General features: G+C 75.4%; 15 protein-coding genes. 6 read left to right on the forward strand and 9 right to left on the reverse strand.

Annotation, left to right across the window (positions count from 1 at the left end; genetic code table 11):
• From AB0B41_RS38510 to AB0B41_RS38520, 3 genes are all read right to left on the reverse strand, one after another.
• Positions 1–326, reverse strand: a 326-nt coding sequence (locus AB0B41_RS38510) for a hypothetical protein (RefSeq protein WP_358211970.1), incomplete at its 3' end; no start/stop codon positions are given.
• 339 nt (positions 327–665) lie between these two features.
• Positions 666–2345 carry a 2-succinyl-5-enolpyruvyl-6-hydroxy-3-cyclohexene-1-carboxylic-acid synthase gene (gene menD, locus AB0B41_RS38515; RefSeq protein ID WP_358211971.1) on the reverse strand — a complete coding sequence of 560 codons (1680 nt, stop codon included), beginning with the start codon at positions 2343–2345 and terminating at the stop codon, positions 666–668.
• A gap of 70 nt (positions 2346–2415) precedes the next feature.
• Positions 2416–3132 carry a PIG-L deacetylase family protein gene (locus AB0B41_RS38520; protein WP_358211972.1) on the reverse strand — a complete coding sequence of 239 codons (717 nt, stop codon included), beginning with the start codon at positions 3130–3132 and terminating at the stop codon, positions 2416–2418.
• A gap of 32 nt (positions 3133–3164) precedes the next feature.
• Here AB0B41_RS38520 and AB0B41_RS38525 point away from each other — a divergent pair, with 32 nt between their 5' ends.
• The 6 genes from AB0B41_RS38525 (at position 3165) to AB0B41_RS38550 (ending at position 7351) form a co-directional block, all read left to right on the forward strand.
• Positions 3165–4844: an ABC-F family ATP-binding cassette domain-containing protein gene (locus tag AB0B41_RS38525; protein WP_358211973.1), complete on the forward strand. Its 1680-nt coding sequence runs from the start codon at positions 3165–3167 to the stop codon at positions 4842–4844.
• Between the two features lie 92 nt (positions 4845–4936).
• On the forward strand, positions 4937–5311 hold the full coding sequence (locus AB0B41_RS38530) for a VOC family protein (RefSeq protein WP_358211974.1): 375 nt from the start codon (positions 4937–4939) through the stop codon (positions 5309–5311).
• Positions 5308–5634 (forward strand): metalloregulator ArsR/SmtB family transcription factor, encoded by a 327-nt coding sequence (locus AB0B41_RS38535; RefSeq protein ID WP_358211975.1) that lies wholly within the window; start codon positions 5308–5310, stop codon positions 5632–5634. Before AB0B41_RS38530 ends, AB0B41_RS38535 begins: the two co-directional genes overlap by 4 nt.
• A complete protein-coding gene (locus AB0B41_RS38540) occupies positions 5631–6137 on the forward strand; it encodes an SRPBCC domain-containing protein (protein ID WP_358211976.1) in 507 nt (168 codons plus the stop codon). Before AB0B41_RS38535 ends, AB0B41_RS38540 begins: the two co-directional genes overlap by 4 nt.
• Positions 6134–6427 (forward strand): YciI family protein, encoded by a 294-nt coding sequence (locus AB0B41_RS38545; protein ID WP_358211977.1) that lies wholly within the window; start codon positions 6134–6136, stop codon positions 6425–6427. The genes AB0B41_RS38540 and AB0B41_RS38545 overlap by 4 nt, the downstream gene beginning before the upstream one ends.
• A gap of 33 nt (positions 6428–6460) precedes the next feature.
• Entirely contained in the window at positions 6461–7351 is an 891-nt protein-coding gene (locus AB0B41_RS38550; protein WP_358211988.1) for an oxidoreductase, read from the forward strand.
• A gap of 70 nt (positions 7352–7421) precedes the next feature.
• On the opposite strand, the gene AB0B41_RS38555 is transcribed toward AB0B41_RS38550, so the two are convergent.
• The 6 genes from AB0B41_RS38555 to AB0B41_RS38580 all read right to left on the reverse strand — a co-directional run bounded on the left by AB0B41_RS38555 (position 7422) and on the right by AB0B41_RS38580 (position 13796).
• Positions 7422–7739, reverse strand: a complete 318-nt coding sequence (locus tag AB0B41_RS38555) for an adhesin (protein ID WP_358211978.1) — start codon at positions 7737–7739, stop codon at positions 7422–7424.
• Positions 7740–7782: 43 nt separating this feature from the next.
• The gene (locus AB0B41_RS38560) at positions 7783–8616 is read right to left on the reverse strand and encodes an aldo/keto reductase (RefSeq protein WP_358211979.1); all 834 of its coding nucleotides are present in this window, start codon (positions 8614–8616) and stop codon (positions 7783–7785) included.
• A gap of 29 nt (positions 8617–8645) precedes the next feature.
• Complete coding sequence (locus AB0B41_RS38565) at positions 8646–9392, reverse strand: DUF998 domain-containing protein (RefSeq protein WP_358211980.1); 747 nt, start codon at positions 9390–9392, stop codon at positions 8646–8648.
• Between the two features lie 82 nt (positions 9393–9474).
• Entirely contained in the window at positions 9475–10224 is a 750-nt protein-coding gene (locus AB0B41_RS38570) for an ATP-binding protein (protein ID WP_358211981.1), read from the reverse strand.
• A 142-nt stretch (positions 10225–10366) separates the two neighbouring features.
• Positions 10367–13246, reverse strand: coding sequence for an FAD-binding and (Fe-S)-binding domain-containing protein (locus AB0B41_RS38575; protein ID WP_358211989.1), 2880 nt, complete (start codon positions 13244–13246; stop codon positions 10367–10369).
• Between the two features lie 34 nt (positions 13247–13280).
• Positions 13281–13796, reverse strand: a complete 516-nt coding sequence (locus tag AB0B41_RS38580; protein ID WP_358211982.1) for a zinc ribbon domain-containing protein — start codon at positions 13794–13796, stop codon at positions 13281–13283.
• Positions 13797–13913 lie beyond the last annotated feature (117 nt).

Raw genomic sequence — 13913 nt, forward strand, 5'->3', positions numbered from 1 at the left:
GCGAGCGGCCCCCCCCCGGCCACGGCCGGCCAGAGGCCCGCCGCGCCGCCCAGGTCGAGCGCCACGGGCAGCGGCCCGACGAGGGCGGCCCCGCCGACGGCGGCGGCGATCCGCCCTGCGCGCCGGCTGCCGGAGGCCCGCCCGGCCACGGCGATCATCACGGCCGCCGAGATCCCCCCGGCGAACACGAGCACGGAGGCGATCCGCGCGGCCGGGAGACCCGCGGCGTCGACGCCCCGGACCGCCGTCCACGCGAGCCCGCCGGTCAGGGCGACGAGGCCGAGCTCGAGCGCGAAGGCCCGCGCCGACACCGGCCGCACACGCACGCGGACGGACGGGCGTGCGGCGTCGCCGCGCCCGGGAACGCCGGGGCCGGCCCCGCGGCGGCGACGGCCCGTGGGCCACGCGTCGGGGGCGGCGGGCCGTGCGGCGGGGGCGTCCGCGTGGCTCCGGGTGCTGGAAGTCACCGGTACCTCGGTCGTTCGACGGGCGGCCGGGCGCGGGGAGCGGGCGAGGCCGGGAGCGTCGGCTCCGCTCCCCTGTCGGCGCTCCACCACCGGCCGTTACGCAGAACGCACACTAGCTGGCGCACAGTGACCACTCGGACGAGCCCTCTACGCCGGACGGAGCAGATCCGTTGCGGGCCAACGCCGTAGTGGCCGGGCTCAAGTCCGGGCGGGCAGGGCCGCCAGGGCGGTGGCGACCTCGTCGGCGAGCGCGGCGTGGCCGGCGCGCAGCGTCGCCCGATCGGCGCGGACCTCGACGATCCGCAGCCCCGGGCCGGCCGGCAGCACGGCCTCGACCAGGTCCGACGGCGCGGTGACCAGCACGTGCGCGGCGCCGAGCCCGGTCGCGACGGCCGCGAGGTCGGCGCGGTGCGGCGTGCCGAAGACCCGCTCGAACGACGCCGAGTGCGCGGGCGCGCCCTGCTCGAGCAGCCCGAAGATCCCGCCGCCGGAGTCGTTGAGCACCACGATCGACAGCGCCGGCCGCGGCTCGTCCGGGCCGATGAGCAGGCCGGTGGTGTCGTGCAGCAGCGTCAGGTCGCCGAGCAGCGCCACGGTCGGGCCGGGATGGGTCAGCGCGGCGCCGACGGCCGTCGACACCGTCCCGTCGATCCCCGCGACCCCCCGGTTGGACAGCACGGACAGGCCGGTGCGCGGCACCGCGGCGAGCGCGACGTCCCGCACCGGGTTCGACGAGCCGAGGACCAGCCGGGAGCCGTCCGGCAGCGCGCCGACCAGCTCGCGCGCCAGCGACAGTCCTCGCGGACCCTCCGGCAGGGCCCGGTCGAGCGCGGCGGACGCCACCTCGTCGGCCTCCCGCCAGCGCTGCACCCAGGCCTGCGGCGGCGCGAGGGCCGGCACGTCGCCGACCGCCCGCACCGTGCCGGCGACGTCCGTCCACGGCATGCCCTGCGGATCCGCCGCGACGTAGACCTGCAGGTCGGACGCGGCGAGCAGGCGCGCGACGGACCGGTGCAGGGTCGGCCGCCCGACGACCAGCACCTGCCGGGGCCGCGGCGGGCCACCCGGCGCCCCGAGCAGCCAGGGCCCGCTGCGCAGGGCGTGCGGCCACAGCGGCGACGACGGCTCGGCCACGATCGGGGCCCCGCCCAGCAGTGCCGGGTCGACCCCCGCCCCGCCACCGGCGATCACGAGGGTGGGAGCCGAGGGGTCCAGCGGGAGCGCCGGCGCGGTCCGGTGCGCCGGCGGGACCACGGTCCAGGGGGCGCCGTCCGGGCGCCCGGGCGGGACCTCCGCGTCCGGGTCGGGGACCAGCGGCTCGGCGAACGGGATGTTCAGGTGGACCGGCCCGGGCGGCTCGCCGAGGGCGCCGGTCGCCGCGGCCACGATGCGGTCGACGGCGGCGCGCCACCGGCCCGGCTCCCCGGGCGCGAGCCGGGCGACGGCCAGGGTGCCCGCCCGCCGGACGGACCCTCCGAAAATTCCCTGCTGCTCGATCGTCTGGCTGGCGCCGGTGCCGATCAGCTCGGGCGGCCGGTCCGCGGTGAGCACGAGCACCGGGACCCCCGAGTGCGAGGCCTCCAGCACCGCCGGGTGCAGGTTCGCGACGGCCGTGCCCGAGGTCGTCACCACCGGGACCGGGCGGCCCGAGCCGAGCGCCAGGCCGAGCGCGAGGAACCCGCCCGTGCGCTCGTCGATCCGCACGTGCAGGCGCAGCCGGCCGGCCGCGTCGGCCGCGTGCAGGGCGAAGGCGAGCGGCGCGTTGCGCGACCCCGGGCACAGGACCGCGTCGCTGACGCCGAGGCGCACCAGCTCGTCCACGACCACGCGGGCCTGGACGGGCCCGGCTGCGGGGTCGCATGTCGGTGCCGGGTTCACGCCTCCGACCCTATGTCGCCACCCGCCGGTCCCGCCGTGCTCCGCTGCTCACACCCGCGCGTGGGGAGCGCTAGATCTCGAACAGCTCGAACCCGACGGCGAGCGTCGCGCCCGGGAACTGCTGCGCGACCGCCTCGGCGTGCGACCGCAGGTAGCTCTCCGGGTCCGCCATCGCGCCGTCGCCGAGCCCGGCCAGGTAGGCGCGGTGGGCGGACAGCGACGCGACGGCGCGGTCGAACACCGGCCCGATGTCGACGGCGTGGGTGGGCTCCGGCGCGCCGGTCGCGGCGAGGTACCGCACGCCCGTCCACGGGTCGCCGCCCGCTCCGGGGAAGACCCAGCGGTTGCCCGCGTCGCGGCACGCGTCGAGCACGGCGCGGCCGGTGTGGACGTGGTCGGCCATGTTGAGCCATCCGCCCGGCCAACGGTCGGCGAAGTTCCCCGTGACGACGAGCTCGGGCCGGCGCCGCCGGATCACCGCGGCGATGTCGCGGCGCAGCGGGAGCCCGTACTCGACCACGCCGTCCGGATGGTCGAGGAACTCCACCTCCGCGACCCCGACGGCGGCGCAGGCCGCCCGCTGCTCCGCCTCCCGCAGCGGCCCGGCCTCCACGGGCGGGATCGTGTCGATGCCCGCCTCGCCCCGGGTGACCAGCAGGTACGTCACCTCCTTGCCCGCCTCCGTCCAGCGGGCGACGGCGCCCGACCCGCCGTACTCCATGTCGTCGGGGTGCGCGACCACGACGAGGGCGCGCGACCAGTCGTCGGGGAAGGGCTGGAGCGTCATGCGCACATGGTCCCCGTACCCTCGGTCCTGTCATGAGCGCGACCCTCCGGGCCACGGGCCTCTCCGCCGGGCACGGTGCCCGCGTCCTGTTCAGCGGCCTGGACCTCGTGGTCGCGCCCGGCGACGTCGTCGGGCTCGTCGGGGTGAACGGCGCCGGCAAGTCCACCCTGCTGCGCCTGCTCGCCGGCGAGCAGCCGGGTGGGTGGGGAGGCGACGCCGAGGGCGAGGTCGCCCTCAGCCCGCCCGACGCGACCGTCGGCCACCTGCCGCAGGAACCGGAGCGCCGCCCCGGCGAGAGCGTGGCGCAGTACCTGGCGCGCCGCACCGGGGTGGCCACCGCGCAGGTCGCGATGGACGCCGCGGCCGAGGAGCTCGGCGCGGGCGGCGACGGTGCCGATGCGGCCGCTCGTGGGCTCACTGCCGGCGACGCCTACGCCGCCGCCCTCGACCGCTGGCTCGCCCTCGGCGGTGCGGACCTCGACGAGCGGGCCGGCGAGGTGGCGGCCGAGGTCGGCCTCGGCGTGCCGCTCGACGCCCCCATGACCGCGCTCTCCGGCGGCCAGGCCGCACGCGCCGGGCTGGCCGCGCTGCTGCTCTCCCGCTACGACGTGCTGCTCCTCGACGAGCCCACCAACGACCTCGACCTCGACGGCCTGGAGCGGCTGGAGAAGTTCGTCCAGGGGCTCCGGTCCCCGGCGGTGATCGTGAGCCACGACCGCGAGTTCCTGGCCCGCACAGTGAACCGGATCGTGGAGCTGGACCTGCACCAGCGGCAGGTCGGGGTCTACGACGGCGGCTACGACAGCTACCTGGTCGAGCGCGAGATCGCCCGCCGGCACGCCCGCGAGGCCTACGAGGAGTACGACGACAAGCTCGGCGCGCTGAAGGACCGCGCGCAGATGCAGCGCAACTGGATGGCGCAGGGCGTGCGCAACGCGCGGCGGAAGTCGAAGGACAACGACAAGAACGTCAAGGCCAAGCGCGCGGAGACCAGCGAGAAGCAGGCCGCCAAGGCCCGGCAGACCCAGCGCGCGATCGAGCGGCTGGACGTCGTCGAGGAGCCCCGCAAGGAGTGGGAGCTGCAGATGACGATCGCCGCGGCCCCGCGGTCCGGCGCGATCGCCGCCCGGCTCGACGGCGCCGTCGTGCGCCGGGGCGACTTCGTCCTCGGCCCGGTCACGGCGCAGGTCGACTGGGCGGACCGGGTGATCGTCACCGGGGCGAACGGGGCCGGGAAGTCCACGCTGCTCGGCGCCCTGCTCGGCCGGATCCCGGTCGACGAGGGCTCCGCCGGGCTCGGCGCGGGCGTGACCGTCGGCGAGATCGACCAGGCCCGCGGGCTCTTCCTCGGCGACGAGCCGCTGGTCACGGCGTTCGGCCGGGCGGTGCCGGACTGGCCCGAGTCCGAGGCGCGCACGCTGCTGGCCAAGTTCGGGCTGACGAGGGAGCACGTGCCGCGGCCCGCCTCGTCGCTCTCCCCCGGCGAGCGCACCCGGGCGGCGCTGGCGCTGCTGCAGGCCCGCGAGGTGAACCTGCTGGTGCTCGACGAGCCCACCAACCACCTCGACCTCCCCGCGATCGAGCAGCTCGAGCAGGCCCTCGACGCCTTCCCCGGCACGGTCCTGCTGGTCACGCACGACCGCCGGATGCTCGACACCGTCCGCGCCACCCGCCGGTGGCGCGTCGAGGAAGGCCGCCTCACCGAGGCCTGATCCACCGCGCGACCGGGGGGATCGACCCTTGCGCATTCTGTCAGTTCTCGCTAACGTTAGCGAACACGCACAGAACAACCCGGGAGGTCGTCATGGGTAATCCGGTCGCGATGTTCGAGATCGTCAGCACCGACCCCGGCCGGTTGGGCCGCTTCTACAGCGAGCTCTTCGGTTGGACCGTGAACGCCGACCCCGCCTGGGGCGGCTACGGGCTCGTCGACACGCACTCCGAGCCCGGACCGCTGATGGGCGGGATCGGGCCCTCGTACCAGCCCGGGGACACCGGGGTGAAGTTCTACGTCGGGGTCGACGACCTCGGCGCCTGGCTCGGCAAGGCCGAGGGACTCGGGGCGTCCCGGCTGGTGGAGCCCACCGACCTGCCCGAGGGGTACGGCTCGTTCGCGACGTTCGCCGACCCGGACGGCAACACGGTCGGCCTGTGGGCGGGACCGACGGGGGGATCGTGACCTCGCCCGCCCCGCTCGACGACCGGGTCGGGGCCATGCTCCGGGCCCTCGCCGAGCCGCGCCGCCGGGCGATCCTGCGGCTGGTCGCCACCACCGAGCGCGCGGCCGGCGAGATCGCCGCGGAGTTCGAGGTGTCCCGCACGGCCGTCAGCCAGCACCTCACCGTGCTGAAGGAGTCCGGGCTGATCGCGGAGCGCCGCGAGGGCACCCGCCGGCTGTACCGTGCCCGACGGGAGGCGGTCCGCGAGCTGCAGGCGGCCCTCGACGGCATCTGGTCCGACGCGCTCGACCGGGCGCGCGCCCTCGTGGAGGAGGAGCAGTGAGCGAACCGATCGCGGAGGTCGTCGACCTCGCCCGGCCGCCCGTCCACCGCTCGACCGTGGTGGCGGCCGGCCGGGAGCGCACGTTCCGCGTGTTCGTCGACCGGCTCGCCGAGTGGTGGCCGCTCGACCCGTTCTCCCTCGGCGGCAGCGACCGGATCGCCTCGGTGACCGTCGACCGCCGGGTCGGGGGCACGGTCACCGAGCACTGGCACGACGGCAGCAGCCACGACTGGGGCACGCTGCTGGCCTGGGACCCGCCGGCCGGCCTGGTCATGACGTGGAACGTCACCGGCACACCGACCGAGGTCGAGCTGCGGTTCGTCGAGCTCGACGCGGGCGGCACGCGGGTGGACCTGGAGCACCGGGGCTGGGAGCGGCTCTCGCTCGAGGAGCTGCGGGCCGCGTGCGCCCTGCCCGGCGGCTACTCCGGCGGCGCCTTCGAGCGCGGCTGGGCCACGATCCTCGGCGCCTTCGCCGACGCCCTGCGGGAGGACGCACCGTGAACTGGTTCCTGTACCGACTCGTACCACCGCGCCCGGACTTCGCCATGACGATGGACGAGCGCGAGCGCGCCGCGATGACGGAGCACGGCGAGTACTGGCGGGGCCTCCTGGAGGCCGGTCGGACGATCTTCTTCGGGCCGGTCGCCGACCCCGCCGGGGCGTGGGGCCTCGGCATCGTCAACGGCGAGTCGCTCGACGACGCCCGGGCCCTCGGCGAGGGGGACCCGGCCGTCGTGGCCGGGGTCGCCCGGTTCGAGATGTTCCCGATGATCTCGGCGGTCACCCGCTGAGCCGGTCGGGGTCGCCGCTGGTAGGAACGCCGCATCGCCTCCTGGAGCACAGCGGACGTCCCCGACCTGACCGGCCGGACCGTCGTCGTCACCGGCGCCAACAGCGGGATCGGGCTGGAGGCGGCGCGGGCGCTCGCGGCCGCGGGCGCGCACGTCGTCCTGGCCTGCCGCAACACGGCGAAGGGCGCGGCGGCCGCCGCCTCGCTCACCGGTTCGACCGAGGTCCGTGAGCTGGACCTGGCCGACCTGAGCTCGGTCGGCCGGTTCGCCGCGGACCTCGACCGCCCGGTCGACGTGCTCGTGAACAACGCCGGGCTGATGGCCGTGCCCGAGCAGCGGACGGCCGACGGCTTCGAGATGCAGCTCGGCACGAACTTCCTGGGCCACTTCGCGCTGACGGGCCTGCTGCTGCCGCGGATCACCGACCGGGTGGTCACGCTGTCGAGCCTCATGCACCGCATCGGGCGGATCGACCTCGACGACCTGAACTGGGAGCGGCGCCGCTACCAGCGCTGGCTCGCGTACGGGCAGTCGAAGCTGGCCGATCTGATGTTCGCCTACGAGCTGCAGCACCGCTTCGTCGCCGCCGGTTCGCTGCTGCGCTCGGTGGCCGCGCACCCCGGCTACGCGGCGACCAACCTGCAGACCCGCACCGGGACGGTCCAGGACCGGCTCATGGCGATCGGCAACCGGGTCGTCGCCCAGGACGCGGCCGGCGGCGCGCTGCCGACGCTGTACGCGGCCACCGTTCCGGACCTGCCCGGCGGCACCTACGTCGGGCCCGGCGGGCCGGGCGAGACCCGCGGCGCGCCGCGACCGGTCGGGTCCAGCCGCGCCTCGCACGACCGCGCGGTGCAGCGGGCGCTCTGGGAGCGGGCCGAGGCGCTCACGGGCGTCTCGATCGCGGTGCCGGTGCGGCCCTGAACATCGGCCGCGGACGGCGAAGGGGCGGCCCCTCCGCGTGGAGGGACCGCCCCTGCGGACGTGTGGTGCGTCAAGCCTGCGCGCCGGCCTCCGGCTCGCCCTGCGGGCCGATCGCGAAGCGCAGCTCCTCCTGGCCCTGCTCGTTCGTGAAGGGCTGCACGTCGAGGACCTTGTCGTCGAGCACCTCCGCCGCCATCGGCTCGAGGAAGACGTTCAGCCCCTCGCCGGTGAGCACGGTGTCGCTCTGGTCCGCCTGCGCCGCCAGCGAGAGCTCGAGGCCCTGCTCCGGGTCGGTGGCCGCGATCCGGAGCCCCCCGCCGTCCGGCAGCTCGGCGTCCGTGGTCAGGGACTTGATGGCTTCGGCCGCGGTGTCCGTGATTGCCAACATTCGGCCGACCGTACCGAGAACCCGCCCGCCGTGCAGACCGGGCTCAGGTGAACCCGTCCGGGTGCGGGCCGAGGCGGGCGCCCGGGTCGCCCTCGTCGAGGCCGCTGATCGCCGCGACGTCGTCGTCGGCCAGCTCGAAGTCGAAGACGTCGATGTTCTCCGCGATGCGCGAGGGCGTCACCGACTTGGGGAACACGACGTTGCCGAGCTGGACGTGCCAGCGGAGCACGATCTGGGCCGGGCTCTTGCCGTACTTCTCCGCGAGCGAGGTGAGGAGCTCGTTCTCCAGCAGCGCGCCGCCCTGGCCGATCGGGCTCCACGCCTCGGTCGCGATGGCGTTGTCCCGGTGGTACTGGCGCAGCTGCGGCTGGGTGAAGGTCGGGTGCAGCTCGATCTGGTTGACCGAGGGCACCGTGTCCGTCTCGGCGGCAAGCCGGTCCAGGTGCGGCACCTGGAAGTTGGAGACGCCGATGGAGCGGACCTTGCCCGCGGCCTTCGCCTGCTCGAGCCCTCGCCAGGTCTCCACGTAGTCGTCCCGCTTCGGCAGCGGCCAGTGGATCAGGTAGAGGTCGACGTGGTCGAGGCCGAGCGTGGTGAGGCTCTCCTCGAGCGCCTTCTGCGACTCGTCGCGGCCGTGCCGGTTGTTGGCGAGCTTCGTGGTGACGAAGATCTCGTCGCGGGAGAGCCCGGACTCGGCGATCGCCTGCCCGACGCCCTCCTCGTTGCCGTACATCTGAGCGGTGTCGATGTGGCGGTAGCCCGCGTCGAACGCCTGCTTCACGGCGTCGACCGTCGCCTGCCCCGGATCGATCTGGAAGACGCCGAAGCCGAACTGCGGGATCCGGACACCGTCGTTGAGCGTGATCGTCGGAACCATGTCTTCGTGATACACCGCGCGCGGGCGGGTCAATCGCGGGACATCTCACGCCCGGACCGGGAATCCGTGACGACGTCCGGGGACGGCGCGACGGGCGTCCGTCGTGCGGCGGCCGCTCCCCACAGGCCGAGCGCGACCACGACCAGCACCTGCGTGAGCGCCAGACCCCTCTCGACCAGGCCCAACGGGACCGCCTGCCACCAGGACACGCCGGTGAACGGGCGTTGCGCGAAGCCGACGAGGATCGGGGTGAACCACAGCAGCGACGCGACGGCGACCCACCGGACCCGGGCGGCCTGCCGGGCCCATGGTCCCCGCTCCGGCGCGGTCCCGCGGCGGTACCGCCGGGCGACGAGGATCGCGGCGACCGGCAGGGCGAGGAAGGCCACGAGGCTGGCGTAGCGGTGGATGGTGCCGCCCACGCTGGGCCCGACCGCCCAGTTCGTCTTCTCGAACACCACGACGGCGACCAGGCCCACGGCCGCCAGCACCAGCCCCGCCGAGGCGCCCGACACGGCACGGACCAGGCCGGCGCGCACCTGCGCGACGAGCACGCACAGGGCCGCGGCGGCGAAGGCCAGCACGCCCACGTCGAAGACGGGCTTGAGGTCCGCGTGCAGGGCGTACTCGCTGATGGTGCGGCGGACCGGGTCGACCCGGCCGACGGTGAGCGTGAGCCCCAGGATCAGGACGACGGCGATGCCGGCGCCCACCAGGCCTGCCAGCGCGAACGCACGCCCCACGGTGTCCCGTCCCGCCGCGGTGTCGTGCTCCACCCGTCCGGCCTCCCGGTCGCTCGGTCGATGGTCGACCGTTCAACGATCTGTCGTACCGGCGAGGTTCCCGCGCCTCGTCCCGTCAGTCCACCGGCGTGCGCTGGGCCGGCACGACGGGGGCCGGGACGAGCGGGAGCATGGCCTCGACGAGGGTGCCGGGCAGGCCCCGGCGGACCACGCAGACCCCGCCGACGGCCGCGGCCCAGCCGCGCATGGCGTGTACGCCGGCGCCGGCGGTGAACCCCGCCGGGACGCCGGGCCCGCTGTCCGTCACGGCGACGTCGAGGAAGTCCCCCCGCGTCCGGATCCGGACGCGTGCGGGCGCGCCGGGGGCGTGTCGCGCCGCGTTCGTGAGCGCCTCCACGGCGATCCGGTACGCCGCGGCCTCGACGGCGGGGTGCAGGGCCGGCAGCGGCCACACCTCCACGGCGGCGCCACCGAGCGCGCGGGCGGCCGTGAGTGCCGCGACCAGGCCGCCGGGCACGTGGGCGCCGGCGAGCTCGCGGGAGGCGTGCACGGCGGCCTCGGCCACCGACGCGGCCCGGACGGCCCGCGCGAGCTGGCCCACCAGGGCGTCGAGCAGGAGGGCGTCCCGGCGCCGGACGGGCGGCAGCACGAGCGCGCCGACGGTCTCGACGCCGTAGCCCAGCGGCACCCGCTCCACGCGCTCCGGCCACGCCCCGACGCCGGTCACGATCCGGCCGTCGACCTCGAGCGCGGCGAAGGGGACCCCCAGCGTCTCGGCCACCGTGCCGACCAGCGAGCCGAGCCACGTGGTGGACGCGGACCCGCGGGCGGGACCGCCCTGGGTGATCTCCCGGACCGTGCTCATGAGGCCGTTCATCGCGGTGCTCCCGTTCGTGCCGTTCCACCCGGGACATCGCCGCGAAGATCGTCGGCATTACGCCGGAGGTGACACCTGTCGCCCGTCCACCCGGTCGAGTGAGCTCGACCGTCCGACAGCAAGCCGGCCCTTACTTCCGCAGGCCCAGCGCCCGTGCCGCCAGCTGGGCGAGGTGCACCGGCTCCCGGGTGCCCGCCTGGCGCAGCTGCGTGCGGCAGGAGAACCCGTCGGCCAGCACCTCGACGTCGGGCGCTGCCCCGCGGACCGCCGGCAGCAGCACCCGCTCGGCCGCCGCCATCGAGACCTCGTAGTGGCCCCTCTCGAAGCCGAAGTTGCCGGCGAGGCCGCAGCAGCCCGAGTCGAGCACCTCCGCGTCGATGCCGAGGGCCGCCATCACGGCGCGGTCGGCCTCCGAGCCCAGGTCCGCGTACTGGTGGCAGTGCAGCTGCACCAGCGCCCGCGCGCCAGGACCCGAGGCCGCCCCACGCAGCTCGTCGACGTGCCCGGCCAACAGCTCGGCGAAGGTGCGCACCCCGCCGGACATCGCCTTGGCCAGCGGCTCCTCGGGGAGCAGCTCCTCGCCGTCGGCGCGCAGGGCCGCGGTGCACGAGGGCTCCAGCCCGACGACCGGCACCCCCTCCGCCAGCCAGGGCTCGATCGTGCGCAGGGACCGCCGCAGCACCCGCCGTGCGGCCCCGACCTGCCCGGTCGACGTCCAGGTCAGCCCGCAGCACACCGTGCGCGGCGGCAGCTCCACCGCGTACCCGAGGAACTCCAGGACGGCCACCGCGTCGTCGGCGATCCCGGGGTCGAAGTGCTCGGTGAAGGTGTCCGGCCACAGCAGCAGCCGCCCGCGCGGTGCCTGCCGCGCCGGGCCCTCGACGAGCGCGCGGGACCGGGCCGACGTGGTGAACGTCTCGCGCGCGATCGCGGGGATCCCCCGCTCCGGCGCGATGCCGCCGGCCCGCTTGGCCAGCCCGGCCAGGAACGGGATCCGGGCCAGCGCGTTGAGCCCGTCGACCGCGCCCGCCGGCAGCTTCCCGACGAGCCGCAGCCAGCGGGGCAGCGCCCCCATCGAGTAGTGCGAGGCGGGCCGCAGCTTGTTCCTGTAGCGGTTGGCGAGGAACTCGGTCTTGTACGCGGCCATGTCCACGCCGACCGGGCAGTCGGTCTTGCAGCCCTTGCAGGACAGGCAGAGGTCGAGGGCGTCGGCCACGTCGTCGTCCTGCCAGCCGCCGGTGACCACCTGCCCGTTGGCCATCTCGAACAGCAGCCGGGCCCGCCCGCGGGTGGAGTGCTTCTCGTCGCCGGTCGCCCGGTAGCTGGGGCACATCACGCCGCCGTGCGCGGTCACGCACTTGCCCACGCCCAGGCAGCGCCGGGTCGCGCGGGTGAACGAGCCGCGGTCGTGGGTGAAGGCGAGCTGGGGGTCGTCCGGGATGGTCGGCATCCCGACGAAGATCCGCAGGTCCTCGTCCATCCGCGCGGACCGCACGATGCAGCCCGGGTTCATCCGGTCGTCGGGGTCGAAGACGCCCTTGAACTCCTCGAACGCCGCGATGATCTCCGGCGGGTACATCCGGGGCAGCAGCTCGGAGCGGGCGCGCCCGTCGCCGTGCTCGCCGGACAGCGACCCGCCGTGGGCGACGACGGCGTCGGCCGCGTCCTCCATGAACGCCCGGAAGTTCGCGATCCCCGGCTCGGTGAGCAGGTCGAAGTCGATCCGGACGTGCAGGCAGCCGTCGCCGAAGTGGCCGTAGTAGACGCCCTTGCGCCCGTGCCGCTCCAGCACCCGGTCGAACTCCCGCAGGTAGGAGCCGAACCTCTCCGGCGGGACGGCGGCGTCCTCCCAGCCGGGCCAGGCCTCGCCGCCGTCGGGGCTGCGGGTGAGGATGCCGGCGCCGTCCTCGCGGATCCGCCACAGCGCCTTCATCCGCTTCGGGTCGGACTCGACGACGGCCTCGGTGAGCCCGTGGGACCTCATCGCCTTCGCGACGGCGCGCGCCTTGTCCTCGGCCTCCTGCCGGGTCTCCCCGCCGGTCTCGACGTAGAGCCAGCCGCCGCCGGGCGGCAGCGCCTTCCAGCCCGTCTCCACGGGGTTCTGGGCGCGCAGGGCGGCGATCAGCCCGGCGTCCATGCCCTCGATGGTGAGCGGGGCGTGCTCGCGGACGACCATGACGTTGTCCGCGGCGACGTACGCGTCGGGGAAGCCGAGGACGGCCAGGGCGCGCGCGGGCGGCGACTCGACCAGCTTCATGGTCGCGGCGACCGTGGTGGCGAGTGTGCCCTCCGCCCCGACCAGCGCCCGGGCCAGGTCGAACCCGTTCTCCGGCAGCAGCTGGTCGAGGTTGTAGCCGGAGACCCGGCGGGTGAGGTCGGGGAAGGACTTCCGGACGCGGTCGCCGACCCGGTCGGCCAGCGCGCGCAGCCTCTCCGGGATCTCGCCCTCCGGCGCCGCGGTGTCGAGCCGCTCGCCCCGGTAGGTCAGGACCTCCAGGCCCACGGTGTTGTCGACGGTCTTGCCCCAGGCCACCGAGTGCGACCCGCAGGCGTTGTTGCCGATCATCCCGCCGATCGTGCAGCGGTTGTGCGTCGACGGGTCCGGGCCGAAGGTCAGCCCGTGCGGGGCCGCGGCGTCCCGGAGCTGGTCGCAGATCACGCCGGGCTGGACGCGCGCGGTGCGGGCCTCCGGGTCGAGCTCCAGGACCGTGTTCATGTGCCGGGTGAAGTCCAGCACCACCGCGGTGTTGACGGCCTGGCCGGCGATCGAGGTGCCCGCGCCGCGGGGCAGCACGGGGACCTGGTGCTCGCGGCACACGGCCAGCGCCGCCGCGACGTCGGCCTCGTCCCGCGGGGACACGACGCCGATCGGCACCTTGCGGTAGTTCGAGGCGTCGGCCGACCACATCGCGCGGTGCGCGGGGTCGAACCGGACCTCCCCGCCGACGACCCGGCGGAGGTCGGCGGCCAGCGCGGCCGCCGCGTCGGTCTCGGTTCCCGCGTCGGGCACGGCGGGGTCGGTCGGGACGTACGCACTCACGGCTTCAGTCTGACCCGCCGGGCGGGGTGGGGCTCGGAGCGGGGGCGGGCTCGCTCGTCGGCGGGGTGGCGGGCTTCTCCGCGTGCCCGTGCCCGTGTCCGTGGCCGTGGCCGTGTCCGTGACCGTGTCCCGCGACGCCCTGGCCGGGCATGGGCGCCGTGCCGGACAGCTGGATGTCGCCGGCCCGCAGCGGTGCGTCGTGGTACTTGCCCTCGTGGGCCAGGATCGGCCGCTGGTCGCCGGCGATCTCGGGGTACTTCTCCTCGAGCTTCTGCCGCGCGTCCCAGGTCCGGCGCATCCGGTCGATGTACTCGGAGTTGCCGTCGTAGACGCCGCGCCAGGTCTGGGGCATCTCGTCCTTGCTCAGGCCCGGGCTCGCCTGACCGCCGAGCGAGAAGCCGGCCGGGACCTTGCGGGTCGCGCCGCCGCAGACGGGGCAGCCCGGGGTGGTGGCGTCGGACATGGAGGCCAGGTGCTCGAAGCGCACGCCGCACTCGCACCGGAAGACGTAGATCGGCACTCGAACGATCCTTCGGAATCAGGTGACGAGCGGCGCTCTCGCTCACGACACATGAGCGAGATGTGCTGTCGATCTCGGAGTAGTGGACGAAGACGTCTGCGCCGCCGCCGTCCTGCT

It is taken from the genome of Pseudonocardia sp. NPDC049154, assembly GCF_040648315.1.
GTDB lineage: Bacteria > Actinomycetota > Actinomycetes > Mycobacteriales > Pseudonocardiaceae > Pseudonocardia.

Excerpts from the sequence above, each read along its gene's own strand:
- AB0B41_RS38570 (WP_358211981.1), bottom strand. The coding sequence starts at position 10,224 with ATGAGCACGGTCCGGGAGATCACCCAGGGCGGTCCCGCCCGCGGGTCC.
- AB0B41_RS38520 (WP_358211972.1), bottom strand. The coding sequence starts at position 3,132 with ATGACGCTCCAGCCCTTCCCCGACGACTGGTCGCGCGCCCTCGTCGTG.
- AB0B41_RS38530 (WP_358211974.1), top strand. The coding sequence starts at position 4,937 with ATGGGTAATCCGGTCGCGATGTTCGAGATCGTCAGCACCGACCCCGGC.
- AB0B41_RS38525 (WP_358211973.1), top strand. The coding sequence starts at position 3,165 with ATGAGCGCGACCCTCCGGGCCACGGGCCTCTCCGCCGGGCACGGTGCC.
- AB0B41_RS38555 (WP_358211978.1), bottom strand. The coding sequence starts at position 7,739 with ATGTTGGCAATCACGGACACCGCGGCCGAAGCCATCAAGTCCCTGACC.
- AB0B41_RS38560 (WP_358211979.1), bottom strand. The coding sequence starts at position 8,616 with ATGGTTCCGACGATCACGCTCAACGACGGTGTCCGGATCCCGCAGTTC.